The following is a 25,730-nucleotide window of genomic DNA, read 5'->3' as shown; positions in this document are numbered from 1 at the left end:
GAATTCGATTGTTGCAGCTGATCGGTTATTTTCTCAATAAATGCCTACTACCGGTACCTTTTCATTCAGCGGCACCTTATTCAATCGGCTTTACCTTGCCATCATCCCTGAAACGTTTGAACCAGTGTTGACCGTCACAAAAAGGCTTGTTTCTGGATCGGCCGCACCGGCATAATGCGTAGTGTTCATCGGATTCAGGCTTGTCTGCATCATGAAGAGGAATGCTGCCCTTTATGTAATACGGCCCGTTTTCAGCAATACGTATTTGAGGGTTTCCGGAAAAGTTATCGTGCAACCTCCCTTCAATAGAATAGCTTAACGCACCAGAAGGGCACTTTTCTATTGTCTCGATGATTTTCTCGAAGCCTTCCCCATCGGGATCGATCCAGGGTTCATCTTTCTTTAAAAACACTTCTGGCAAATCATCTGTGCAAAACCCTGCGTGAGAACAGATTCCACGATCATCGTGAATGATGATATCCTTTCCTTTGTAGCTATCACTTCGCCTCGGCGGCCTTCCTTCCTGCTTCTCATCTGTCCACCCGACCTTCGCATGCGTACCGTCACAAAAAGGCTTGTGCTCCGATCCACCGCAACGGCAAAGAGCAATGACCGGAGTACGCAGAGGAAAAATATCTCCGTTCGATTCTGTAAGGCTTTCGATGTTTTCCACAATCAACGGACCATTTGGCGATGGCGCGATCGTAATTTCATTTTTTCCCATATATTGACTCTCCTGAACATGTTTTTCTGCTTGACTTGCCTGGCAGATTATTTCAAACCCTCATTCAATTTGAGTAATTGTACAGTATTGTCCAAGAACCAAAAAGAATTTACAAAAGCTCACTGCTTGTGCTGAACTCCATCCCTTTCCCAGAAACAGCCATAAAAAAACCGATAGTTTTGACTCACTGATTTTCTGGGATATATTAACCAGCAAGAAATGTACACAAGGCTTCCTTGCCCAACATGCAATGATCGTCAATCTCCCTCGATGCCTGAACACTACTTTATAAAAACCGAGATCTCGGGCCGCTACGTTATTCAAAAACCTTCGGGTGAAGATCCCTTTCACCTCATTGTTGGCTTTCACGGATATGGTCAGCTTGCCGAAGATGAACTTGCTCTTCTGAAAGGTATGACCGGAAATTCAGCTTGGCTCTGCTGTGCTGTCGAAGCGCTTCATCCATTTTACAAACAGAAAGGAATGGTTGGTGCAAATTGGATGACGAGCCGTAATCGTGAATTGATGATACAAGAAAACATCAGCTACGTCACCGCCGTGATAACCGAACTGGAAAAAAGGTATTCTTTAAGTGGCACTCTCGTCTATCACGGCTTTTCGATGGGGGCAGCAATGGCAGCCCGTTCAGCACTTCTTGGCAACCATGAACCGACTGCCGTCATGTTCCTTGGCGGCAATATTCCACCTGAGCACGAGAAACTCGGAAAAATGAAAAAAGCGCATATCGCAAGGGGTAACGCCGATCGGCTTTATACACAAAATGAATTTGAGCGGGACAAAAAAAGATTGAATGAATCAGGGGTTCCTTTTGAACATTGCTGTTTTCCCGGCGGTCATGAGGCTGACGAACAATACCTTGAATCGGCCGGCGTGTTTCTCGAACAACTGCTCGGTTGACCTGAACGCTTAAAAACTTCCTGCTTCCAACTTCAGGTTATGTTCCGGAAAGCTGTTATCCAGAAAAGTTGAAAATTGAACCATGTTTTCAAAAAATGTCTCGATCTGAAACGTCTCTTCGATAAGTTTTCCACGCTTCCAGCAGCTGAACGTGTCCGGCTTGGCAAAATCGATCAAACATATTTCGATTTTTTGACTATGGTGGTATTCATAACAACCCATACATCCGAAACAACGATTACCCGGTGTAGCATCCAGACCATCGAATTTCACCTTACGCTCATAGTTTTCATCTTTCGGAATCTGCTCATCGACGACACGTTTGAGCTCTTGCAATGAATACGGTTCTGAATCGATGAATCTGCCAACCTTGCCGACGGACCGGTAATGAACATATCTGACGTTTTTATAAAGCCTTGATAAATCCATCAATTGCGTGACAACCCCCTCGTTGACATCACGGACAATGATAGCTGTAATCGCTATACGACCAATACATTCCTCATCGAGGTTTTTCAGAGCCGTCAGTTTTTCTTCAGCCACATCGTCATTATCTATAAACCGGTACCATTCATTGTTTTTTCCTCCATTCATCGATAACGTTGCGATAACAGGAACACCTGTGTTCTTTATAGACCGGACGAAGGAAGAATCGGCCAGCATGGTCCCATTCGAAACAAATGAAACCATATGATTATATTCGTTTGCCGTTACAATGAATTCCAAAAATTGCGGGTGCAGGGTTGGCTCACCACCCATAAACCTGAAAGCCACACGGTTCGGCAATCGCCGACAGACCTCTCGAAAATAATCCAAAGACATGTCCGGTAATGATCTGACGGGATTATAGCAGTAATTGCAGTTGTAGTTGCAGCGGTGCGTCAGATCGACATAGATGAGAGGAAAAGGGTTTTCGTCAACGCTATGAACTATCTTTGAGCCAAGTTTACCTGATGGATACTTTTTTAGCTTGGGTATACTGTGCAGTCGCCCTGGCATGGATTTCAATTTTGTGTTGATCGGAGAAAAACACCTTTTTTAAAACCACATTTCTCAATCGATCCATGACTATCTGTGATTTAAAATAAGGGGGTAAAACGAGAAAAGCTTACCTATAATTTCGCTATTCCTTTCGAAACAGTCAAGAAAAGAGTGAACATGTCCATTCATTTTCAATAAGCAGGGGTTGCTTCTTCGTGAAATGCCGAACCGTTTGTAAGTAAAGAGATACCGTAAAATCAAGCTTTTTACATGGTCTATTGACCTATAAAACGCTCGATATGTTCGATAAAATTGGCAGTATTAATAAATCCGGCTATCCGGCTTTCGGGGATTTCCCTGCCGGAACTGTCGAAAAAAACGATACCGGGTGGCCCGAAAATGGAGAAACGTTTCATGAGTGCACGCTCCTCCTCGGTATTTGCAGTAACATCGGCCTTGAGAAGTGAGATATTCTCGAGTTTTTCAACCACACGCGGATCACTGAACGTGAGATGCTCGAGCTCTTTGCAAGAGACACACCAATCGGCATAAAAATCAAGCATGACGGGACGTTGAGAAGATTCTAAAGCCCTGTCCAGTTCTTCAACCGAATGAATCATGGTAAATCGAAGCGGATTTTCTGCCTCGGTATGCATCTTTGGACCTCGTGAAATACCGGACAAAGGTTCGAACACACTGCGGCCTCCGGAAGCGGCACCAGCGAGTTCCAGAACACCGACTATGAGAAAAAGAACTCCTAAAGCTTTTCTGAAACGTGCGCCTGCCGTCGGCTGCCCGGCAGTGTTTTCAAAAACCCCAAGAAACACCGAACAGAGTAAAGCAAAGAATCCCCATGCCAGTAACACCGCCCACATGGGCAGCACAGGTGTAACGATCCAGATAGCAACAGCTATCAGAAGAAAGCCGAAAAAATATTTCACCCCCGTCATCCATGCTCCTGCACGCGGCAGGAGATACCCTGCCGATAGCCCTACAAGAAGCAGCGGAACACTCATACCCGATGCCATGGAAAATAGTGCAAGTCCTCCTGTAACGACATTTTTTGTCTGACTGATATAAACCAGAGTTCCCGCCAAAGGAGCAGCGACGCACGGACCGACGACGAGTGCCGAAATGGCCCCCATGAAAAAAACTGCAGGAAAACGCCCTCCTTTCATGATCCTCGATGTCCCGGTCAGTCTTGTCTGCAGCGTCGAGGGCATCTGGATTTGGTAGACATCGAACATCGAAAACGCAAGCACAACAAGCAGTACAGAAAAGATTCCCAACACTTCAGGACGCTGCAGGAAACCGGCAAGTCCCTCTCCGGCAAGACCGGCCAGCACTCCTAAAAGAGTGTAGACGGTAGCCATTCCGAGACTGTAGACAAGCGCAAGGAGAAAACCTCGCAAACGAGTAACCGATCCCTCGCCGACAATGATCGATGACAGGATAGGAACCATCGGAAGGATACAAGGTGTGAACGACAGCAAAAGTCCGAAAAAAAGGAACATCAGAGAAATTTTCCATAAGCTCCCCTCCTCGAGCGCAGTACTGAAAAAGCTCCCCTGTTCAGGGGAAGAAATGCCGCGGGAAGACTCCGTTGCTGTATTCAGAGATACGGCTTTTGACAAAACGCCGTCGGTGTTTTCCGTCACAAGAGGGCCGGGCTGTTGAGGATCGACCAGGAATTTTTCCGTTACCGGAGGATAACAGAGCCCCCCTTCAGCACACCCCTGATAGGTGACGTTCAAAGTAAAAGGTTCCGACACCGAAACAAGCGGAAGGGTAAGGAAAAGAGTATCGTGATATATTTCCGACTTCCCGCCTGTCAGGGGGTCGGCAAACATCGTTCCTTTCGGGAAAACAAGTTCCCCAAGCACAAGAGCACCATCTTCAACCGATACATCAACCTGTTCACGATACAGCTTGCAGCCTTCGGCTATTGTCCAATGCAATGTAATCGAACCCGAATCACGCAGCTCCGCCTCGAGTCTGAATGCTTCGTTCGGGTCAGGAAATTCCGAAGCATCGACCTTCCAAAGAGCAGGAAGCGATAACAAAACCATCCAGGCGAGAAAAGCCGTGCGCATGAAACGAGAAACAATAAAGGCAATCACCGTTTTGCAAAATAAGATTGATATGAATCGACAATCGTAATTTTATTACTGAATCGCGGCCTCTTTCTCTTCGCCTGTTTCAAGAGCCTGCAAAATCAGTTGCTCCAGGGCTTCCCTGTTCTGGAACCCTTGAGCGACCGTGATTAGAGAGCCATCCCGGCCAATGACAAATGACACGGGAATCGCCTGTAGTCCGCCGGGGATGTAATCACCAAAGGTAGAAATCATCGCCTGATCTCCGATCATAACGGGATAATTAATGCCATACTCCCAGATAAAGTCGCTGATACTCTGTTCTTCATCCCTGAACCCGACGCCGATAAAGGTGAAACCATTCTTACTGTACTTCTCCTGCAGTTCAACCATATCCGGAACTTCCTGACGGCATGGGGGGCACCATGAAGCGAAAAAATTAACAATGTAGGCTTTACCCGCCAGGTTCCGGCTCGATATTTCCGTTCCGTCAAGGGCTTTGGCGTTTATTACAGGGCCGGAAACCGAAGTTTGCGGACTTACCATCATAACCGCCAAAAGCAACATGGAGATTCCAAGTCCTGAAAATGCTGTGCTCAACTTGTGCATATTCATATCGTCGTTTATCAGTATCTTTTCATTGACTTCATCGAAAAAATTCATCAGGAAAAATCCGCACCCGGATTGGATTCAGCATGTTTTACAACCGGTGACCCTGACCTGTTTACTTCAACGGTCTTGACATCCTTTAAATATTCGGCAACGCTCTCCCAAACCGGTTCCCCGGGAGACTGAGCTCCAACCGTAGCCCAGCCCGCTACCCGGTACTTGGCCGAAGCATCGATGGGTTTACCATCGGAAAGCCGCATATTCTCAATGCGTTTTCCAAATACCGCTGAGGGATTGATAGTGTACTGCATACCCCCAACACGTACCATATCCCCCCCCTGCTGGTAGTAGGGATCGGCATTGAAAAGGTTGTCTGCGACATCTTCCAGAATAGCCCCGATCTGGGCACCGGTCATATCACGCACATACGTTTCCGGATAGGTCATACAGGTTTGATCGAGCACATGCTCCATAGTGACGGTTTGACCGGGCAGAAGCGTCGTTCCCCAGCGAAACCCGGGTGAAAGGGCTATCTGGGCGTCGTTGCGGGCAATAAGCGCATCACAGATAACCTTGTCGAACGGGCCGTCGAAATTACCTCTTCGGTAAAGCAACGAATCTGTTGTTGCAAGCGGTTGATGAAGCTTGTCGAGGTAAGGCTTGCGAATATCGTCGATCATCGCTTTCATATTCCGGTCTTCTCCGAGTTCGTTCGAAAAGACGGGTAAAAGCCGGTAACGATAATCCCGTACCGTTCCGTTTCCGAGCTCGAGATCCATCACCCCCAGAAACTTGCCGTTCGACCCTGCATTGGTTACAAGAGTACGGCCACTGGCATTACGAACTTCAAATGGGCGTGGAACTGCATCATGGGTGTGGCCACCGAAAATCACATCGATACCGTTGACCTCTCCTGCCAGTTTGACATCGACATCCATACCGTTATGAGAGATAAGTATAACAGCATCGGGCCGTTCATCTCGACGGATCTTGTCGACCAACTCCTGAAGCTCCATGCTGTTGATACCAAACGTCCAGTCGGGAATGAATCTTTGCGGGTTGGCAATTGGAGTGTAGGGAAAAGCCTGACCGATCACGGCTATTCTGTGCCCGCCGAGTTCTTTCATAACGTATGGCCGGAATGCATGCCCTGTCATTTCATCGAATGCCTCTACCCCGTCGAAAAGCGCTTCTTCCTTGACCTTTACGTTCTGGGCGACAAAATCTCCCTTGAACCTTTCGAGGTTGCTGCGAACAACCTCGGTTCCATGGGTGAACTCCCAGTGACCCGTCATCACATCAACACCGAGAAGGTTACAGACATCGACCATATCGGTTCCTTTTGTCCACAATGCCGTCCCCGAACCCTGCCATGTATCACCGGTGTCGAACAGAAGTGTTTTTTCCCTGCCGAACTCACCCCTCATTTTGTCGACCAAGGTCTTCAGATGCGCAAACCCTCCAAGCTTTCCGAACCGCTGAGCGGCATCGACATAATCGAGAGAAGTATACGCATAAGCAAAAGGACTGCCGGCGGAGATTTTGTAATATTCAAGAAAAGCCTGACCAACCAGATGAGGAGGCCGTCCGAAAGCCTCTCCGAAACCCAGATTCAGGCTTGGTTCACGGTAATAAACCGGCATCAGTTGTGCATGGGTATCGGTAATATGCAGCAGACGGATATCTCCGAACCCCGGAAAACTGTACATATCAGCAGCCGAATTACAACCTTGAATACCTGCCGGCAACATGCCGGCGACACCGGCCATACCAAGAATACGAAGAAATTCACGGCGTGAAATTTGCATAGTTCTTTCTTTTTGAATGAAAGTCTTTACTCTGCCAGAAAAAGCAACAGCTCAGTGTTCCGGAATAAATTCCTGCCAATGGTTGTGCATGAAAGTCCCTTGCTCGATAGCCAACTCTCCCTGGCGCAATGCCTCTCCTGCAAGCACAGCAGCCTGCTCCTCCAGACCTTTTTCCAGTGCCTCGCGGGCCTCGGCTATAAGGGAGGCTGTATCCCTCCATTCAAAGCCCAGATCTGCCGCTCCTTTCCTGGCCTCCTCTGCCTGCAGGATAAGTTGCTCTGCAGAAGGAGCAGCATAAAGCGCAGGACCTGACAGCAACAATATCAGAAAGCAGCACCATGGCATCAGTTTCTTCATCACTCTTTTCTCCTTATTTGCGTGAAGCCGGACCATTGAAATGCATGCCATTCGACATCACGGTTTGGAAAAATTCCAGGTTACGGTATTCCTCACCCTGTATAGCCAGAGGTTTTGCCCCGATATTCCTGTTGCATCCCGCGTAACGCCTGTGAAGTGTTCCGATCTCTCCCCATTTCAACCGAAAAACAGGAAAGTGGACCGGGTGGCCCAGCGCGGGGCTTATGACCTCGGACCGCAGACGCCTGCCGGAGTAACGCATATGACAGCCGGCACACGACATGTTGAGCTGTCCTCGTTTCGCATAGAAAAACTCCTTACCTTTGAGATATGCCTCATAAGCACCTTCACTCGCGACCTTCACCTCAACGGGTTCGCCTCTGCTGATATAAGCCATGTAGCTTGAAATTTTGGCAATATCCCCTTTTTTGTACTCGAGTTTTTTTTCACCGTTTGCCTCACGGCATTCGTTGATGGCCATCTCGAGGGTAACGACCATGTTGCGTTGTTCGTCGAAATAGGGATAATTGTGACGAACGGCACCTCCTTCAGGAAAACAGTCTTTATAGGTTTTCCCGTTCGAGAACGATTTCTCGAACAAAGCCTGGCCCTCCTCAACTGCGATGGAGTATGGCGGGAAATCCTCCATTGCCAGCCATTGCTCCCGTGCATTCTCGTTTATGGCATAGACACCGTCCGCGAAATCATCGAGCTCAACATCAGGAAACCTTTCGGAAAAGTACGCCCTGAACTCCTCGATATCTTTGTTGACAAGGGCATTGTAATCTTTTGTCTGACATGACCATAGCATAATAACCGGCAGAAGCAACAGCAGGAACACGCGACTCTGTGATATTTTCTTCATAACTGTTCCGATAAATGATATTTGATTAGGTACCGCCGATGACCGCATCGACACTCTCACCTTGCCCCTTGTTGTCAACCCAGCTTAGTGATATCGAATCTCCTGCTTTTGCACCGTCAAAAGTAAAGGCCAGATAAGGATCCATCGAAACACCCGGACCAAGTTCGGAATGGAAAACGACCTCCCCTTTGAATTTCACAGTCACCTCGGTGATATAGTGCGCCGGAATCAGATTTCCTTCCGCATCCTTGCGACGTCCCATTTCCATTGGATGCTTGATAAGCATTTTTACAGACACTGCATCTCCTTTGGCAACAGCTTTTACTTTCATCGTAACCCCCATTGTATGTTTTTTAAATTTTTATCCGCCACAGCCGCCGATGGTAACCTTGACCTCACGGGTAGCCCTGTAGAGCTTATCTCCTGCCTTTACGAGAACGGTGATATCCGATGTTTTTGCCATACGAATCCTCAAGGAGACATCAGGATGCATACGCGGCAAAACGTCAAACGATGCAACAAGCGGTGAAAAATTAGCTTCGGCAAAAATGCTGATGCTGGTAGCACCCGGTATACCTGTGGATATCGTAACAGGAACAAACGCACCGTTTTCAGCAATTTCCGGCGCCTTGATCTGTATCTGGCTTGAATCCTCTATCGGCAAAGAGCCGTATTTCGCTTTGATTGCTTCCTCAAGACTCCCCGACTGGAAAGCCTCGTCACTCCTTTTTGCTAAAACCTGAACGGGAATCGTGGCGGCAAGTGCCACACAGGCCAGAGATCCTCCGACTGTCCTTAAAAAACGACGTCGCGAAATGGTCATGTTTACCTCCTGTTATCGGAAAAATGGTTTTTGAAAAAAGAAAAATCATAGAGCGTACATGTAATCAACTACGGCATCCATCTCTTCCTCGCTAAGAATACCATGTTTGCCGAATGGGGGCATGATGCTTTTGGGATTTTTTTCCGTAGCATCCCAGATCTGACGATGAAGGACGGACCTTTCCGGAAACCTCGCTTTCATCTGGATCAGAGGAGGACCGAAATTACCCGGCTGTTCTCCTCCCGACATCATGTGACAGGCAAGACAGTTCCCTTTCATGCTGTCGAAGGACACCTTCCGGCCAAGCTCGATCTGTTCTTCACCAGGCTCATCGGCCACGAGAGACATGGGGAACAGGAAAAAAACAGCTGCAGCAATCATGCAGATATGCGTCATAGTCATCTTACGTTTGATTACAGAAAAACATCTCACGACAACAGCACCACCGCTCATGGCACAATTCACCCCCAGGTACTTTTTGTAATGTCCCGATACCATGTCACAGCCTGGTCAGCCTCTTCACGATAACGTGCATCAGAAGCATCGATCGGCGTCATCCCACTCTCTCCCTGTACAACCGTTATCCGGCCTGAATCGACCGAAAAGTTACCTTTCGCCGAAAAGCCGTATCCCTGAGTGACAAGACTGTAACAGATGCTGCCGAATGAAGGTGACTGTGGCAGTTCTCCGTTGAAAAGACGTATCACTGCCGATGCAGCAACTTTTCCCTGACTGCCTGCGGCAAATCCTGATTTCGGCATAGGTGCAGCGCCGCATGCATCACCTATCACGTGAATCCCGGGATGAATGGTTGACTCGAGCGTCAGCGGGTTTACCGGGCACCATCCGGTAGCATCGGCAAGCCCGGTATCGAGGGCGATTTCCCCCGCTTTTTGTGGAGGAATGACATTGACCACATCGGCGAACTCATCGCCGAATTCGGTAACAACACTCATTTGCTCTGGATTGACGCTCTCCACCTTCCCACCGGCAAAAGCCCCGCGCCATTCGATCATTCCCGGATAAAAGCGCTCCCATCCTTTCATAAACTGATCTTGGTCGGAAAATCCATCCTTGCCATCCAGCACGAGAATACGCGATTTCGCCTTGTGCTTTTTGAGATAATGGGCAATCAAACTTGCCCGTTCATATGGAGCCACAGGACATCGGTACTCTCCACCGGGCGGACAGATGATCACGGTTCCTCCGTCCTTCATTGACGTGAGTTGTTTTTGCAACAACAGCGTTTGCTGACCAGCCTCATAGGCATGAGGCATTTTGCTCTCGGCAACCTTCTCGCTGTAACCGTCAATGGCGTTCCAGTCGAAACTCACTCCAGGCGAAACGATAAGACGATCGTATTCCAGAACCTTGCCTTTCTCGAGTCTGACTTTGTATTTAACCGGATCGATTGCATATGCCCTGTCTGCAATGACATCGACCCCATAACGCTCCTTCAATAACTTGTATGTTTGTGCTAACTCTTGGATACTTTGCAGCCCGCAGAAAACCCAGTTGCTTAAGGGACAAGTGTAATACACCGATTTTGGCTCGACGAGCGTTACCGCAACAGAAGGGTCGATTTCCCTGATATGTCTTGCGGCGGCTGCACCTCCGAACCCACCACCAATAACGACAACGTTCTTTGTCGAGGCATAAACCCTTTTCGGTATACCAAGAGGTCCCATTACCGTCCCGGCAAGACCGGCAAAAAAGAGTCTGTTAAAATCTCTGCGCGTAATCATCGCCTTCATAATCATTTCTATTTTTCTACCAGGCGTAAAACCGAGCCCCCAAAATTATACAACTATGTAATTATATAGTAATAAATAGTGAAACTTACAAGTATTTTTCCCTAAAACTTGACCACAAGGTCAGCCTGCCAGATATCAAGCCCTTCTCCTGCTTCTTCTGAACCAACGCCCTGATCATGGTTATAGTACTTGAGACTTACCATCAAGTTTTTTACGAGCAGATATTTACCACCTAACTCGAAACCTTTACCGTCAGTCCCTCCTCCAAAACGAGTACCGTCGGTGAACGCCCCGAGCAAGGCATCTTTCTCGATGTAACAATAATTGGCGTCGATTTCCCACCGCCCCGGCTTTGTTGCCTTACCAAGTTTTGCTCCAAACAAGTAAGCCTTGTTTTCCTCATCGACGTCCTCGGCTACATTGATGGCACATTGACCGTAAACTTTCAAAGGAACCTTCCCAGTCAACCCGGCATCGAAATGCATGAAGATTTCGAGCACATCATAATCGTACTTCAGCGTAGCCGCAGGGGTGCCGCTACCTGTACCGCTATTATTGAATAACTTGTCTTTATATGCCCAGCCAGAAACATTGGTACCTGCAATATTGAGGTAGTTGTAAAAGCCCGCACCAATCATAAAATTGTTATTGTCGACGTTTCCATTCCAGGCCAATTGTGATACCCAGAAAGCAGGATCGTTTTCGATATCGCCTGACTCATCGATCAAATAGTAACCCAGAACCGCGCTCAGACCTGCAGGATGTTTCCTGCCGTCCTTACCGTAGTGCAGAGATATACCTTCCATGGTAAGATCGGCATCCCACAAAAGATCATTGACTCGAATAATGGACTCGTTTACAGCACGCTTCCCGAAGATGATATCCACATGCCCGTCAAGACCATATGCCATAGGGTGAAAATCAATATAGGCCTGGTTGAGCTTGAACGACTTTGCAGTGAAACCTTCACCAAGAACCTGCATTCGCGAAACAGGGTTGCTCCCTCCCGTCGAAAGCTCTATGCCGGCACTCAATACGTCGCTTATTGCAGGAAAGCCTCCTATACGAACACGCAGGCGATGGCTGTCACGATTATTATCTTTCGTTTCCGGATTGTCAATCTGGTAACGATACATGACATCACCTTTCCAGTTCCAGTCCACTGCCAAAGCATCGATCACCGAGCCGGCAACTGAAAAAAAGACAAGCAGCATGAAAAAATTCTTCATGGCAAAAACAGTTAAAAATGATACTATACAATCCCCCACTGTTAATGCCCGCAGAATTCTTCATGGCATGTGAAGTAATCGTTATCGCATCAACGCTACACGATACTTTCAACTCCACTCCAGTTATTTACCGATTGCCGAAATTTCAACCAGGAAAAGTCAGGGAAAACCATATAACTATGAAATTATATATGAAATAATAGAGCATTCTACAAGTATTTAAGACGTATAAACAGCAAAAAAGAGAAGAAAATCATTACAAATCGTTCGTAAATACAGATCAATCATAGAGACCGATGCACCTCCTGACAAAAGAGAACGCATATCTGAATTCCCACTTTTCAGCTTTTACCAGGCACTTGTCCTTCAACAGTTTTTTTGTTACATTACCTCTCAATTTTTTGCAGGGTTTATCCTGCTGTACGATCACATGTAACCGATTCCTGAGTTATGGCCAAGAAACAAACGTTCGGCGACAAGACAGCAAAGAAAGGAGGAAATGATTTCAAGGTTGCGAAACTTGTTTACTCGGTAAAGTCTGAGAAAACAAACGCCTGGAAATTCATGGAAAAAAACGTTCGCATCCCAAACGGCGAGAACGACCAGAAAGTCCTTACTGACTTTATCAGTAAAGCAACCAAGTGAGCATAGCTTTTTTGCGATGAAGAGGCTGTCAAAAAAGGGCAGCCTCTCGTATTTTGAGTATGCGATATCCGCTCATGGTTAATTATACTTAACCCGAGGACCCATTAGTATCTCCGTTTTTCTCTATGGATACAACATCCATGTGAAACCCGAACCTGTCATTTCACGGGTCGTCACGGCTCTGGCGGAAACGGATGCTGGAATAAGATAAAACCTCGCTTTTTTCGCTCTATCCACATCGCACCGGGGGAATCCGGAAGAGACGTTAAACATCGATATTTATGATCGATAAACCTGAAAAAGAATGGTTTGCCGAGTGGTTCAATCATCCCTTGTACCTGAAAGTATACAGCCACAGAAACGACGACGAGGCAAGAACCTGCCTGGAAACCATTATCAGCAAAACCGGACTGGAAAGCTTTGAACCGTCAGGTATCGCAGTCATGGACATCGCGTGCGGTGCAGGACGCCATGCGTTGGAACTTGCCAGGCAAGGCTTCAGAACAACGGCAAACGATCTCTCCCCGTTTCTGCTTGAATGTACACGTTCACAAGCCGAGCAGGAAAACATCTCGATCGAGTGCACCAGAGAGGACATGCGGCATATTACCGCGGAAAACCGTTACGATCTCGTTGTGCAACTGTTCGCGAGTTTTGGTTATTTCAAAACGAAAGAGGAAGACCTTCAGGTTTTGCAAAATGTTTACAGGTCGCTGAAAAACGATGGCTGGTACATCCTCGATCTGATGAACCCCGTCTACCTGAAAAAAAACCTCATCCCCACTTCTTCCCGAAACATTGAAGGCCTGAACGTTTCCGAACAACGCAGCATTAAATCCAATCGCGTTATCAAGCAAATAACGATACGCTCTTCTGACGAGTCGATCTCTTTCGAAGAATCGGTCAGGCTCTACTCATTGAAAACCATGGAAGACATGCTCGAATCGACCGGCTTTATAATTGATGGTATTATTGGGAATTATAAAGGGGCGGCGTACAATACGGAAACGTCACCGAGAATGATGATTTTCGCAAAGAAAGAGGAATTGAAAAGAAGTTGAATTCAAAAAGAAAAAGGATCCCAAAAGCTTTCTTTGTCCCTGCTTGCTACTGTAACCGAAAACATTCGGAAACAAGAACTCGGTATTGAGAGTTTTGTAGAAAATACCACGGTTATCTCTCCCTGACCCTTACTTCAAAAGCAGTTCCCGCAGCGTTTTGATCCCGGCACGCCTGGCTTTCATAAGCAGCATCTGAAAAAGCTGTGCAGTAAGAAAAGCATCACCTGCTGCGGTATGCCTGTCATAGAGGCGAATATTATAGCGTTCCAGCAGAACATCCAGCCTGTACTCCCCTCCTTTGTGTGCAAGATTGTAGTATGGTCCTTTCTCAAGCCTTTTGGCAAGACTTGCCGTGTCGATAACCTGATTGAACAACTCGAATCGGTATCGCTGCTTCAATATGCGGTTTATCATGGCAACATCGAAATCGGCATGTTGGGCAACAAGAACACTGTCTCTTGCATATTCAAGAAAGCCGTTTATCGCTTCATTTTCATCACTGCCCTCATGGAGATCCCGCAAAAGAAGTCCATGAGTGGTCACTGCCTCACAGTCACCCACACTGTCTCTACGGATAAGCACTTCAAATGAATCCTCTACGTTGATCTGGACACCGTTGAGAGCAATCGCTCCGATCGAGATAACCAGGTCCGTTGCACTATCGAATCCGGTTGTTTCGGTATCGAAAACAACAAATCGAGCCTTTTCCAGGGGCAGATCAAAACTTGAAGATCCTGCAAAGCTGTTAACATAGCCGCAAATGATTGCAGGAAGTTCACCACACCGGCAACGGCGCAATGCAATTCTTTTTGCAAGAAAGTTAATCACGAATATAATCAAGCTGGAACCTCAGGTTCAGCGCTTTTTGTACCTTTTCTATGGTTGAAAAAACGTTTCTGAGATTCTGCCGCTCAATTTTGTTAAGGGTTTCCGGTTTGATGTACCGGCCTGATGAAACGTTGGCGAGACCGTTTACGGCTCGCAAACGCATCAGAAATTCATATCCTGCCGCAGCTTCAGCTCCAAGCTCCTTCATACCCGGCACAAGAACCTGAAGACGCTTGAAACGTTCGACAGTGCTGAAATATTCAGGGATTTTCTGTTCGTAGGCCAGAACCCTGGCAGCATCGGAAAGAGGCATCATAGCACGAGCCTTGATATCGAACTCATTTGCATGATCACGGCTTTTTTCAACAAGAAAATTGCGAAAAAACCCGAGAGGAGGTGGATTTTGCAAGGCGTTTTTAGCAAAAAAACCAAGGAATCCCCGGTTTTTTGCTATAAGGCTGAAAATTTCCTGCTTCAGTTCAGCAGCGAGTTTTGCCTGGCCATAAACAGGCCTGAAATCAAAGAAAATTGTCGAGTGCATGACCGCTTTCGGTTCAGGCGTAACGATCCATCTGGAAAAATAACCTTTCCATACGGATAAAGGCTGACACCAAACCGGGTTACTTGCCATGATGTCTGCCGGGCACACCACAAAACCGCAATGCTGAAGGATACCGGTTACCTTTCTGCCAAGAGCAAGAAAATACTCATGAGCCGCTTCTTTTTCTCCTGCAGACGGTTCAGCATAAAGAATTGCATTATCCTGATCGGTACGCAAGAGCTGTTCCTTGCGGCCTTCACTGCCAAGTGACAACCAGCAGAACTCGATATTCGGGCGCATGAACTCCTTTTCCGTTTCTAACTCTTTCAAGGAAAAGTCAATCGCTCTGGTGATGATTGCATCATTGATTTCCGTCACGATATTGGAAATAAAATGCACGGCCACCTCTTGCTCCATGTAAACCTGGAGAAGATTTTCCGTTTTGTCTCTCTGCTCCTTGAGTTGGTCACGATCCGAAGCCTGCATGATTGCCTTCATGATAACGGCGGGATTGTTACCTTCAGAGGTGATGATATCATGCTCTGAGATAATCCCCATAACAGGGCTGTCAGGTGAACCGTCCTCAGTTATACAGAAATGGCGCAGCTTTGTTTTCACCATGAGCATCACCATATCGGCAATGGTTTTGCCGCCGCTAATCGTATAGACTGGACTGCTCATGATACTGCTTACCGGCTCTTCCTTGATTGAGCCGGGCCTGGAAACAACTTTTTTGGTGAGATCGGTATCGGTAATGATTCCAAGAGGGCACTTTTGAGGAGAAACAATGATAATAGAACCGATATTCCGTTCAGACATGATCTTTGCTGCATCACGGATGGTAATATCCGGTAAACAAGTGATTACATCCGTAACCGGCTTTACCTCGAGAGTCTCGTTCTGCAGAAAATTGTTATATGACTGTTCTCTGCAAAGACGCTGCCCGATACCTAAAGCTTCGGTCAGCGTGTGTTCGATCTCCTCGACACTTTTCGCAAAAGCGCCGGCAAAGAAAAGGGATACCCTGGGATTTGTCTCTAAAAGATGCCTGATTTTATCAACCGGAAGCTCGAACAGCAGACTTTCTTCCGCGACTTGCGCTGTCAACACATAGTCCTGATGGGCGAAGATGGCTCTTACACCGAAAATATCCCCCTCGTCGCAAAGATCAACCAGCACCTCCTTGCCGTCAACATTGTCGAACAGGCGCACGGCACCCTTCATCACCATGAAGGCATGTTTTTTTAATGTATCACCCTTTCTAAAAAGAATTTCCCCTTCTTCATGGTAGGTAAGGGAAACCGACTCGGCTAGCTCCTGCAAAATATCAGAAGCGAGTTCGTCAAAAGGAGGATATTTTTGCAGATCCGCAACGACCCTTTCAACTATGGTATTTGAAGGCATATACCGGTATGTTTAAAGCAACCCTTCCTCTTTATACCAATTGAAGGCACGCCGTATACTATGCTCGATAGGCTCGGTTCTCATATCGAGCTCACGAATGGCCTTCTCTGAAGAGAAATATAAGAACTCTGAAGCCACTCTGAACATCGTGGGGTTAAAAAGCTTGGAAACTCGGCTTTTGAAGTGCAGCGTTACCAGCAAAGCATGCAGGAATTTTGTAACGAAAAACGGAAGGGGCATCATGAACATCGGTCTACCGGTAACGCGAGAGATTGTATCCGCCAGCTCCTTGTATGTAACATTATCCCCGCCAAGGATGTAACGCTCTCCGGTACGGCCCACCTCCATAGCACGAACAACAGCTTCGACAACAATCTCAACATCGACAACACAAACGCCACCAAGAGGGTAAAACGGCATTTTTTTATGATAGGCGTCTTTTATGAGGCGCCCTGCATTGAAATTGACATCGCCCGCACCGAATACATAAGCCGGGTTGACGATAACACAGTCGAGACCTTTTTCGACAGCTTTTTTGACCTCGATTTCCGCTTGTCTTTTTGTTTCAGCATAGTACAAGCCAACCTTATCGAAATTCCACTGCGACGATTCATTGCACGGGGGACCGCTCTTTGAAGCAATCCCGACAGCAGTTATGGAACTGACATGAACAACTCTTCCGACCTGCTTGTCGAGAGCGGCCTGCATGACATTGCGGGTTCCATCGATATTAATGGAGCGGAGCAGGCCAACTTTGCCGTTTGACCCACCCATATAGGTATACCCCGCCGAGTGATACACCTGGTCCATACCATCAAACGCCTCTCGAAGAGAATCCGCATCCGTAATATCGCCATTGACAATATGAACATCATCCGCCACGTCCGAAAAGAGTTCAAGGTTTGAACTCTTCCGGACAAGGGCATATACTTCCTGGCCGCAGGCAAGAAGCTTTCGTACAAGACGTGAACCAATAAAACCGGTAGAACCGGTCACTAATACTTTTCGTGACACTTACTCGGCAGACTCCGATGTTTCAGAAAGCACCGTCTCTTCAGATACATCGGTTGTTTGAGAAACAGTATCCTCTTCAGCCTGAGTGGAAACTTCCGGGGTCTCTTCAGCTCCTAACTCGTCAAGCTGATCGGCAAGATCGTAAAATTTCTCCTGAATAGCCTCGTTTTCCCCTGCAAGTTCTTCGAAACGTTCACGATTTTCTTCCAGCATTTCTTTCATAAGGCTCATGCTGTACTCAAGGGGAGCACCACCGAGTTTATCCTGATAACCGGCAACAACATCATATATGCCATTCATTTCGTCAATATTTTCTTTCAGCATCGAGAATTCGCTTCCATATTGACTTACCAGCTTATCGAGTTCCTCGCTGTACTCCCATTTAAGATCTTCTTTCAATCCGTCAAGAACTCCTTGCTGCTCCATTGTAACAGCTTTCAGAGCTGTAAGCTCATCGCTTATTTCTGCCAGAGTCTGTTCAATTTCACTCCTTAACCCTTCTTTTTCCGCACCTCCGCAGGCTGTAAGACTGACAAACAGAAGAAGAACGCATAGCTGTTTTAGAAATGTAATAGACTGCTTCATGTTTCACCTGTGTTTTTATGTTAAGGGTACATGCACAAGCTGTTCCGCACCCATGATTATTACGAAGTAACTTGCATTCTAAACAAGGTCAATCGGCACTCAGCTCACCATCAATGATCTGCTGGCGAATTCCCTCAACCCTGACGTGTACGTCATCACCGATCAATGACGCATTGTTTGTATTGTAAACATAATCGGTATAGCGGCCATCCAATCCAAAAACGTTCATCCGTCCGCCCTGAAACGTTCCCGACTGAACCTGCTCAACGGTTGTAAAAACAGTTCGATCGATCGCTTTCGTGATACTGGTCAGCACATACCCCGGTGCGAGCTCTCCCTGATCACGGTCTGTCCCGATAACCAGATTACCTGTCTCACGAGCAGCTTCAACAACCCCGACGCCGCTCAAACCTGCAGCCTGGTAAATGATATCGACTCCCCTGGCATACTGCCCAAGCGCCAACTCCTTTCCTTTGGCCGGGTTTGCAAAGGCACTCCCTGTCATACCGATATACCCTGAAATGACTTTAACATCAGGATTCACATATTTTGCTCCTGCTGAAAAGCCATTTTCAAACCTTTTGATAATATTCGACTCCATCCCCCCGATAAATCCTATAGTCCCGGATTTTGTCGACAAACCGGCAAGTGCTCCTGCAAGAAAAGATCCTCGCTTGTCTTCAAATGCAATGCCGGAAAGATTCCGGGGAATCATCGCCCCTGCTTTCGGCTGATAATCGATACACACAAAATATTTTTCCGGAAACTCTTCAGCCATTGTAGAGATATCTTCACTGAAAAGAAGCCCCACGCCAAAGATAACTTCGATCGCCGGATCGGCTGCAAGCTGTCTCAATGCAGCTTCTCTGTCAGCCCCTTCTCCAGACGGTTCTATGTAAACAATATCCACTCCGAGTGAATCCCTTGACATTTCAAGCCCTTTATAAGCTGCATCGTTAAAAGATTTATCGCCTCTGCCGCCAACGTCAAAAACCATACCGACGGTCATGTTGCCGGAAATATCATCTGAAGGGGTTTGCGACGAGCACCCGACCAGAAGCATTATCACTATGCCGAGTAGCGTGAACGAATATTTCATGAGGCAATGTTTAATGCTTGCTTGAATACAAACAGATAAAGGTATAACCTAAACCGAGAGACTGCCCGAACACCCAAAAAGCCAGGTCAATTTGAAACATTCGATGCTCGGTTCAGGTAGAAATTACAGAGGCTTAACATAAGAAAAACTTGGCCTTTTTAAAAGCGATTGCACAAGTTGAAACGATTACTATCCAGAGACAAAGGAGCCTTGCAATACGAAAAGATAAACACCATAACAGTTCACATTATGGAAGCACTATACCCAAGTATTCAATGAAGTAATTAGTATATTGGAACGTATTGGTTGATACTCATTACTCCATTCTCATGAAAACAAGCCTTTACCCTCTTTTTTTCTTCGTTTCAGATACCTTTGACATCCCTGCGTTCTTCAAAGGCAGACCTGACTCTTTCTCCTTTCAGGCAGAACCGCCAAAAAGCGAAACGCTTCGTTTTTACGACACATTTGACTGGAAAGGCTGGAACCAAAAAAAAGCAATCGTGCACTGCGGTTACCGACTGAGTGTCGTAGAAATGAAAAATGGCAGGGAATTAGGTTCTGCGTCACTAAGAAAAATCCCGCACAGTTTTTTTGCAGGAGCTATCGGTGAAAAAACAATTGCAACGAGACTTCTCAACCTTTCAAAACTCAGAGCTTTTATCTGCTTCGCAACCGTTGAAACCGAAGTCAAGAGATGGCGGGTTCTTGATGAAAACCAGAAAACCATCGCATCTATCGAACTGCGTTCTATACAGTCGAACTTCCAAGGACCTGGAAAAATAACTGTGAAGCTTTCCCCGATAAGAGGTTATGGAAAAGAACTTGAAACTGTCGCCGAGCACTTGAAACAGAGTCCGGATTATCTTGAAAAATCCTCTTTTCTCGATTTTTACACAACGATACTTGCTGCAACGGCAACCGTCCCGGCAAACTATTCGCCGAAACCCTCTTTCAGGCTAAAACCAGGTAATACCATTGATAAGTCGGCAAGGGAATTACTGCTTTCAACGCTCGAGGTCATTCACACCAATGAGCAGTGGATCCCCAAGAACATCGATACAGAGTTTTTACACGATTACCGTGTAGCTACTCGCAGAACCCGTTCGATCCTTGCCCAATTAAAAGGAATCTTCCCCCCTGAAGAACTGTATCATTACAAACAAGCATTCCGGGAGCTCGGCAAAAGGACAAACAACCTTCGAGATCAGGACGTTTATCTGATTCAGGCAAAAAAGTTCAAAGACCTTCTCCCAATCAGCATGCGTGATTCGCTCGATCCCTTTTTCACCGACCTTCGGAACCGTCATAAAAAAGAGCTGAGAACCTTTTCACGATATCTTGGCTCGGAAAAGTACAGGCTTTTGATGCAGGAATGGGAATCGTTTCTAAAAAACGAAACATCACCGGACTTGAAAACCACCCCTGATGCCGAAAAGAAAACATCCGATGTTGCTGTACTGACGATTCAGAAAGCATGGAAGAAAGTTATCCGTCACGGCAGGAACATCAGTCGGATCGCAACCGATACAGAACTTCATGCCCTACGTCTCGACTGTAAAAAGCTGCGTTACTTACTGGAATTTTATGCCTCCCTTTTCCCGGCCAAAACGCTTCAGAGTGTCGTTCGCCAGTTAAAAACACTACAGGACAATCTCGGAACATTTGTCGACCTTTCCGTACAGCAGAATTATCTCGATGACTATCTTTCACACCTCGAATCCACAGCCAAAAACATTCCTTTTGCCGCTTCGCTCGGCGGCCTGGTAACTGCATTGTATCATGAACGAGAAAAAGTTCGTTCACATTTCCATAGTGCTTTCGACGCTTTTGACAAATCTGAAACCGAAGCCCTTTTCAACGAGTTGTTCAACAAATATCGCTGATATGAAAACCATCGCACTCTACAGCATCAAGGGTGGTGTAGGCAAAACCGCTTCTGCAGTTAATCTGGCGTACCTTTCCTCTCTTGCCGAACCGCCAACGCTTATATGCGATCTTGATCCGCAAGGGGCGAGTTCCTTTTATTTCCGAATCGTTCCGAACAAAAAATACTCCAGCAAAAAATTCCTCAAGGGAAACAAAAAAATCTATGACAATATCAAAGGTACGGATTTCGATAATCTCGACCTTTTGCCGGCCGATTTCTCATACCGGAATCTGGATATAGAACTGCAGGAAGAAAAAAATCCCCAAAAGAAACTGAAAAACAACATTCGGGAACTCAACACCGAATACCCTTACATCTTTTTCGATTGCCCACCGAATCTCACCCTCTTGTCCGAAAGCGTTTTTACAGCTTCGGACATCATCCTCGTTCCACTCATCCCGACAACCCTTTCCTTGCGAACCTTCGAACAGTTGCTTGATTTCTTTAAAGCAAATAAACTCGATACATCGAAAATCAAAGGTTTTTTCACCATGTTCGAGCGCCGTAAGGCTATGCACCGGGAGATTGTCGAGGAATACAGAGGAAAAAAACGTTTCCTCAACCAGATCATTCCATACAACTCGGAAGTTGAGAAAATGGGCATCTACCGTGCTCCCCTCAATGCTGTCAGGCCGCACGCGTCGGCGGCAATAGCCTACGAAGAGTTATGGGAAGAGTTATCGAACGAGATCGAGCGGTAATGATGGATCAGAACATAATAACAGAACCTTCCGTCATTTGTAATCATTGATCTTTTTCTATACATTAACTTCCCTATGTAACAAGGCGAAGTGGCCGAGTGGCTAGGCAGAGGTCTGCAAAACCTTTTACAGCGGTTCGAATCCGCTCTTCGCCTCAAACAAGAGAGAAGCTGTCTAAAAAGGGCAGCCTCTTGTATTTTAAGCGGACATTCGTTTTCAAAGCCTACATTTGCAGCCTCCACTCTTTTGTTACAGCGGAAGCATTATGTCTGAAAGCTTCCAGCCCATCCCCCTGCGGCTGAAAATATATTTCACCTCCTTTCCCGACTCACTCTCTGGAAGAGTAACCACAAATTTATTGAACGACTCATAAGACATAACAGCATCGGCGAAGGGCTCCTTTTCAATCCGATCTGCAGAAGTATCGCCAGTACCCTCGACCCCGAATTGTTGATTCTCCATCATCCGTGTCATACCGGCCGGAGTAACAATGGCGTCAATCATTCTTTCCGCCATCATTCCTCCCAAAGCTGCCCCAAAAGCAGCGAACTGATTTTCTTCATCTGCATTTTCCGAAGATATGTTATCCAAAATGTTCGCATTGAGCTGATCTTTCAAATTCTGCCGTAATGCAGGAAAATCGACATGCACAGACAACGCATCAGCATCATGATTCTTGACAGCTGCCTTCATCTGGTTGACAGTGATATAGGGTGTAGCGAACATATACCCCAGCAGAAGAACAAAGGCGACAACAGCAAGTACAGCACCAGCTTTTACATTTTTCATTTTCTTTTTTTGAGTGTTTACTATTTGACGGCAAAATCGCTTGATTATCATCTGAGAATCTCACCATATCTAATGAAAAAGTAGAGAAATATCTATTGTCATGCCACCGCATTTACAGACACGAGACAGACACCAGCCTCTTTTCCGTCAGACATCTTAAGGCCCGAAGCACGTTGCACGGAAAAAATGTAAGGAAAATCACAAATCGAAGTTTGCAATTTGCAAAGGTTATAAACTAATGTTAAATATTTTTTCGGGCACATAGCTTGTCCACCTTAGTGGCACTCTACCGCACCTGGTTTTCCCCGCCTGATGTCCCGTTTTTTCGGGAAATGCGGTTGGTCACGCTGAAGCAGTAAACTCGACATATCAAAACCAGGTTACTTTATGGGTCTCATTTATCCTGATTTCCAGACACTCCCAGAACTTTTCACACAGGTTTTCCGCCATTACAAAGGACAAAAGAAAAAATTCCCCATCGCCAGAAAGGTAAACGATACCTATGAACCGATCTCTTATGACTCCTTCAGTGAAGACGTTTCTGCACTTGCCGCGTTTTTGAAACATAAGGGTATAGAAGCAAAAGATCGTGTCGCCATTCTATCGGAAAATCGTCCTGGCTGGTATCTTGCAGACATGGCGATCCTTGGCATCGGGGCGGCCGATGTCCCTCTTTATCCTTCTCTTCCCCCCAATCAGATAGAATACATTCTCAAGGACTCCGGCTCCAAGGCTATAATTGTCTCCAACATGCTTCAGCTTGGAAAAGTCCTTTCTATCTGGCAAAACCTTCCTGATCTCGAATTTATTATCGTCATGAACCGGCTTGACGAAAAGGTCGATAGCGTTACGGAACTTTCTGAAGCGAAAAAAACCGGTCATGCCATCCTTGACAGCACACCGGACTACGTAAGCTATACAATGCTTAAGCCGGATGATATAGCAACGATCATTTATACCTCAGGAACAACAGGCCTTCCAAAAGGTGTTATGCTGACCCATGGGAATATCTGTGAAAATGTCAAGTCCTGTTCTTCCATTATTCGACTCGACGAGTCTGATCGGAGTCTTTCTTTTCTTCCACTCTCCCATTCTTATGAAAGAACCGGTGGCTACTATCTGCTTTTTGCATGCGGTGCCCAAATTTATCTCGCCGAAAGTATTGAAACCGTCTCGTTGAACATTGCAGAAGCAAAACCCACGATTATTTTTACGGTCCCACGGCTCTTCGACCGGATCAAGGCCAATATTTTGAAACAAATAGAAAATCAAAGCCCTGTCAAACAAAAAATATTCAAATGGGCCTTCGATACCGGAATAACATACCACAAGCAGGACCGAACCAGCAAACCCGGGACACTGCTTTCCGTGCAACACAGCCTTGCAAACAAACTTGTTTACACCAAGATCAAGGAAAAATTTGGAGGGCATCTGCGTTACTTTGTTTCAGGCGGAGCCGCTCTACCAATAAAAGTCGGTGAATTCTTTCAGGCTCTCGGCATTGTCATTCTTGAAGGGTACGGATTGACAGAAACTTCACCCGTAACCAATGTAAACCGTCCTGAAAAGGTAAAATTCGGCACGGTGGGACCGGCAGTCGACAATGTAGACATTGCAATCGGCACCGACGGAGAAATACTCTTCAAGGGACCGAACATTATGAAAGGTTATTGGAACGACGAGGAAGCAACCAAAGAAGTCATTTATGACGGCTGGTTCCACACTGGTGATATAGGTGAACTCGATGAAGACGGATACTTGAAAATAACCGACCGCAAGAAACATATCATCGTAACCTCCGGGGGCAAGAACATTGCACCACTCCCTATCGAGCAGTTGATTGCCGAAAACAACTATGTTGACCAAGTCATGGTGGCCGGAGAAAAAAAACCGTTCCTTATCGCCCTGATCGTTCCCAATTTTTCCGAACTGGAATCGTTTGCTGAAGAAAGACAATTGAACTGGACAACAAAGAATGATCTTGTCGAGCTCAAACAGGTCCGTCAAATTTACGAATCTCTTCTCCGAAACATCTCAAGACAGCTTGCAGCCCACGAAAAGGTAAGAAAATTCCTGTTAATGCAGGATCCTTTCACCATTGAAAATGGCTATATGACTCCAACACTGAAACTGAAACGGAAATCAATAAACAAGACCTTCCAGAAAGAGATCGATTCTCTGTACAGTACGATGAATACCCTCTATAACTCCGATTAGCCAAACCTTTTTACAACATCAGCAACAAAGGCTCCCAGTTTTTCGGCATGAGAACCATGCCAGTATATTTTCCTGCATGAAACACAGCGAAGAAAATCACAGTAATAACGTTGTGTTTTTGGCTCGAGCTGATTCATAAGCAGCTGTTTGTCCACTTTTTCAAGCAAGCCGTTGCAAGAAGGACATCTGGAAAATGGATTAATGCTCCCCGCCAAGGCAAACCGCCCGATAACTTCATACACCTGTTGAACAGCATTGTCAGAACGAATACAGTAACCCGAACGAACAATACGATGCATGAGCAGACGCCTGTCCCTTGTCAGCAAAATACGGTCGAAACGCTGCATCGCAAAAAGCAGCTCCTGATCCTGGCCCCCTGAAAAAAGAAGCGTATCAATGCCGAGCACCCTGAGTCTCCGTACCAGTTTGGAAAGATGCTCATCAGCGATAAACGCCGCACGTTTGCCAGGCATCGGCTGCAATCCGAAACCTTCAGCCGCTTCCGGATCGACATCGCCAACAGTCACCCTGTCTTCCGGAAACATATGATAATTGAAATCAACCGCTCTGCCGTTCACCAGTATCAGACCAATCTCCGTATGAGGAACGCCGCATGATTCGACGACATCTTTCACGGTCGTGGCATGACGCAAGCGTTTGCGTATTGTTTTCCCGTTTTTTCCTTCTTTGAGGAAAAACCTCAAATTCGGACTGAAATCAAGATAAACGATGAAGCTGCTCACCATGGCCCAATC

Annotated in this window: 25 protein-coding genes and 1 tRNA gene; 7 read left to right on the top strand and 19 right to left on the bottom strand. The window is 46.4% G+C overall.

Features of this window, described 5'->3' with window-relative positions:
* Positions 1 to 76 precede the first annotated feature (76 nt).
* Positions 77 to 724, bottom strand: a complete 648-nt coding sequence (locus CR164_RS00290) for a CDGSH iron-sulfur domain-containing protein (RefSeq protein ID WP_110021922.1) — start codon at positions 722 to 724, stop codon at positions 77 to 79.
* A gap of 219 nt (positions 725 to 943) precedes the next feature.
* On the opposite strand from CR164_RS00290, the gene CR164_RS00285 reads away from it, so the two are divergent.
* Positions 944 to 1,642, top strand: coding sequence for an alpha/beta hydrolase (locus CR164_RS00285; RefSeq protein WP_239994411.1), 699 nt, complete (start codon positions 944 to 946; stop codon positions 1,640 to 1,642).
* Positions 1,643 to 1,651: 9 nt separating this feature from the next.
* On the opposite strand, the gene CR164_RS00280 is transcribed toward CR164_RS00285, so the two are convergent.
* The 11 genes from CR164_RS00280 to CR164_RS00230 form a co-directional block, all read right to left on the bottom strand.
* A complete protein-coding gene (locus CR164_RS00280) occupies positions 1,652 to 2,641 on the bottom strand; it encodes a radical SAM protein (protein WP_110021920.1) in 990 nt (329 codons plus the stop codon).
* A 257-nt stretch (positions 2,642 to 2,898) separates the two neighbouring features.
* A complete protein-coding gene (gene dsbD / locus CR164_RS00275; RefSeq protein ID WP_110022275.1) occupies positions 2,899 to 4,716 on the bottom strand; it encodes a protein-disulfide reductase DsbD in 1,818 nt (605 codons plus the stop codon).
* Between the two features lie 72 nt (positions 4,717 to 4,788).
* Positions 4,789 to 5,379 carry a TlpA family protein disulfide reductase gene (locus CR164_RS00270; protein ID WP_239994409.1) on the bottom strand — a complete coding sequence of 197 codons (591 nt, stop codon included), beginning with the start codon at positions 5,377 to 5,379 and terminating at the stop codon, positions 4,789 to 4,791.
* Positions 5,379 to 7,133, bottom strand: a complete 1,755-nt coding sequence (gene soxB, locus CR164_RS00265; protein WP_110021919.1) for a thiosulfohydrolase SoxB — start codon at positions 7,131 to 7,133, stop codon at positions 5,379 to 5,381. Before soxB ends, CR164_RS00270 begins: the two co-directional genes overlap by 1 nt.
* A gap of 51 nt (positions 7,134 to 7,184) precedes the next feature.
* Positions 7,185 to 7,490 (bottom strand): SoxAX-binding protein, encoded by a 306-nt coding sequence (locus CR164_RS00260; RefSeq protein ID WP_110021918.1) that lies wholly within the window; start codon positions 7,488 to 7,490, stop codon positions 7,185 to 7,187.
* A 13-nt stretch (positions 7,491 to 7,503) separates the two neighbouring features.
* On the bottom strand, positions 7,504 to 8,355 hold the full coding sequence (soxA, locus tag CR164_RS00255) for a sulfur oxidation c-type cytochrome SoxA (protein WP_110021917.1): 852 nt from the start codon (positions 8,353 to 8,355) through the stop codon (positions 7,504 to 7,506).
* Positions 8,356 to 8,380: 25 nt separating this feature from the next.
* Positions 8,381 to 8,686 (bottom strand): thiosulfate oxidation carrier complex protein SoxZ, encoded by a 306-nt coding sequence (gene soxZ, locus CR164_RS00250; RefSeq protein ID WP_110022273.1) that lies wholly within the window; start codon positions 8,684 to 8,686, stop codon positions 8,381 to 8,383.
* A 30-nt stretch (positions 8,687 to 8,716) separates the two neighbouring features.
* Positions 8,717 to 9,178 (bottom strand): thiosulfate oxidation carrier protein SoxY, encoded by a 462-nt coding sequence (soxY, locus tag CR164_RS00245; RefSeq protein WP_110021916.1) that lies wholly within the window; start codon positions 9,176 to 9,178, stop codon positions 8,717 to 8,719.
* Between the two features lie 45 nt (positions 9,179 to 9,223).
* The gene (gene soxX / locus CR164_RS00240) at positions 9,224 to 9,574 is read right to left on the bottom strand and encodes a sulfur oxidation c-type cytochrome SoxX (protein WP_110022272.1); all 351 of its coding nucleotides are present in this window, start codon (positions 9,572 to 9,574) and stop codon (positions 9,224 to 9,226) included.
* A 65-nt stretch (positions 9,575 to 9,639) separates the two neighbouring features.
* A complete protein-coding gene (locus CR164_RS00235; protein ID WP_338053110.1) occupies positions 9,640 to 10,923 on the bottom strand; it encodes an FCSD flavin-binding domain-containing protein in 1,284 nt (427 codons plus the stop codon).
* 110 nt (positions 10,924 to 11,033) lie between these two features.
* Positions 11,034 to 12,161: a putative porin gene (locus CR164_RS00230; protein ID WP_110022271.1), complete on the bottom strand. Its 1,128-nt coding sequence runs from the start codon at positions 12,159 to 12,161 to the stop codon at positions 11,034 to 11,036.
* 450 nt (positions 12,162 to 12,611) lie between these two features.
* On the opposite strand from CR164_RS00230, the gene CR164_RS00225 reads away from it, so the two are divergent.
* Positions 12,612 to 12,806 (top strand): hypothetical protein, encoded by a 195-nt coding sequence (locus tag CR164_RS00225; RefSeq protein WP_110021914.1) that lies wholly within the window; start codon positions 12,612 to 12,614, stop codon positions 12,804 to 12,806.
* A 281-nt stretch (positions 12,807 to 13,087) separates the two neighbouring features.
* The gene (locus CR164_RS00220; protein ID WP_110021913.1) at positions 13,088 to 13,867 is read left to right on the top strand and encodes a class I SAM-dependent methyltransferase; all 780 of its coding nucleotides are present in this window, start codon (positions 13,088 to 13,090) and stop codon (positions 13,865 to 13,867) included.
* 129 nt (positions 13,868 to 13,996) lie between these two features.
* On the opposite strand, the gene CR164_RS00215 is transcribed toward CR164_RS00220, so the two are convergent.
* From CR164_RS00215 to CR164_RS00195, 5 genes are all read right to left on the bottom strand, one after another.
* The gene (locus CR164_RS00215; RefSeq protein ID WP_110021912.1) at positions 13,997 to 14,695 is read right to left on the bottom strand and encodes a 3'-5' exonuclease; all 699 of its coding nucleotides are present in this window, start codon (positions 14,693 to 14,695) and stop codon (positions 13,997 to 13,999) included.
* A complete protein-coding gene (locus CR164_RS00210; protein WP_110021911.1) occupies positions 14,688 to 16,640 on the bottom strand; it encodes a DUF294 nucleotidyltransferase-like domain-containing protein in 1,953 nt (650 codons plus the stop codon). The genes CR164_RS00215 and CR164_RS00210 overlap by 8 nt, the downstream gene beginning before the upstream one ends.
* Before the next feature lie 12 nt (positions 16,641 to 16,652).
* Positions 16,653 to 17,654, bottom strand: a complete 1,002-nt coding sequence (locus CR164_RS00205; protein WP_110021910.1) for an SDR family NAD(P)-dependent oxidoreductase — start codon at positions 17,652 to 17,654, stop codon at positions 16,653 to 16,655.
* Complete coding sequence (locus CR164_RS00200; RefSeq protein ID WP_110021909.1) at positions 17,655 to 18,239, bottom strand: hypothetical protein; 585 nt, start codon at positions 18,237 to 18,239, stop codon at positions 17,655 to 17,657. It abuts the gene before it with no gap.
* 88 nt (positions 18,240 to 18,327) lie between these two features.
* Complete coding sequence (locus CR164_RS00195) at positions 18,328 to 19,338, bottom strand: BMP family lipoprotein (protein ID WP_110021908.1); 1,011 nt, start codon at positions 19,336 to 19,338, stop codon at positions 18,328 to 18,330.
* A gap of 329 nt (positions 19,339 to 19,667) precedes the next feature.
* On the opposite strand from CR164_RS00195, the gene CR164_RS00190 reads away from it, so the two are divergent.
* The 3 genes from CR164_RS00190 to CR164_RS00180 all read left to right on the top strand — a co-directional run bounded on the left by CR164_RS00190 (position 19,668) and on the right by CR164_RS00180 (position 22,124).
* Entirely contained in the window at positions 19,668 to 21,224 is a 1,557-nt protein-coding gene (locus tag CR164_RS00190; RefSeq protein ID WP_110021907.1) for a CHAD domain-containing protein, read from the top strand.
* A 1-nt stretch (position 21,225) separates the two neighbouring features.
* Positions 21,226 to 21,969: a ParA family protein gene (locus CR164_RS00185; protein WP_110021906.1), complete on the top strand. Its 744-nt coding sequence runs from the start codon at positions 21,226 to 21,228 to the stop codon at positions 21,967 to 21,969.
* Positions 21,970 to 22,053: 84 nt separating this feature from the next.
* Positions 22,054 to 22,124 (top strand) — tRNA-Cys (locus CR164_RS00180).
* Positions 22,125 to 22,218: 94 nt separating this feature from the next.
* On the opposite strand, the gene CR164_RS00175 is transcribed toward CR164_RS00180, so the two are convergent.
* The gene (locus CR164_RS00175; protein ID WP_161953456.1) at positions 22,219 to 22,758 is read right to left on the bottom strand and encodes a DUF2939 domain-containing protein; all 540 of its coding nucleotides are present in this window, start codon (positions 22,756 to 22,758) and stop codon (positions 22,219 to 22,221) included.
* A gap of 387 nt (positions 22,759 to 23,145) precedes the next feature.
* Between CR164_RS00175 and CR164_RS00170 the strand changes: the two genes are divergently transcribed.
* A complete protein-coding gene (locus CR164_RS00170; protein ID WP_110021904.1) occupies positions 23,146 to 24,975 on the top strand; it encodes an AMP-dependent synthetase/ligase in 1,830 nt (609 codons plus the stop codon).
* Here the strand turns inward: CR164_RS00170 and CR164_RS00165 are convergent.
* Positions 24,972 to 25,721 (bottom strand): Mut7-C RNAse domain-containing protein, encoded by a 750-nt coding sequence (locus tag CR164_RS00165; protein ID WP_110021903.1) that lies wholly within the window; start codon positions 25,719 to 25,721, stop codon positions 24,972 to 24,974. The two genes, CR164_RS00170 and CR164_RS00165, sit on opposite strands and share 4 nt — an antisense overlap.
* Between the last annotated feature and the right edge of the window lie 9 nt (positions 25,722 to 25,730).

Source organism: Prosthecochloris marina, assembly GCF_003182595.1.
Lineage (GTDB): Bacteria > Bacteroidota > Chlorobiia > Chlorobiales > Chlorobiaceae > Prosthecochloris > Prosthecochloris marina.
This window is presented reverse-complemented; position numbering and strand designations above follow the sequence as displayed.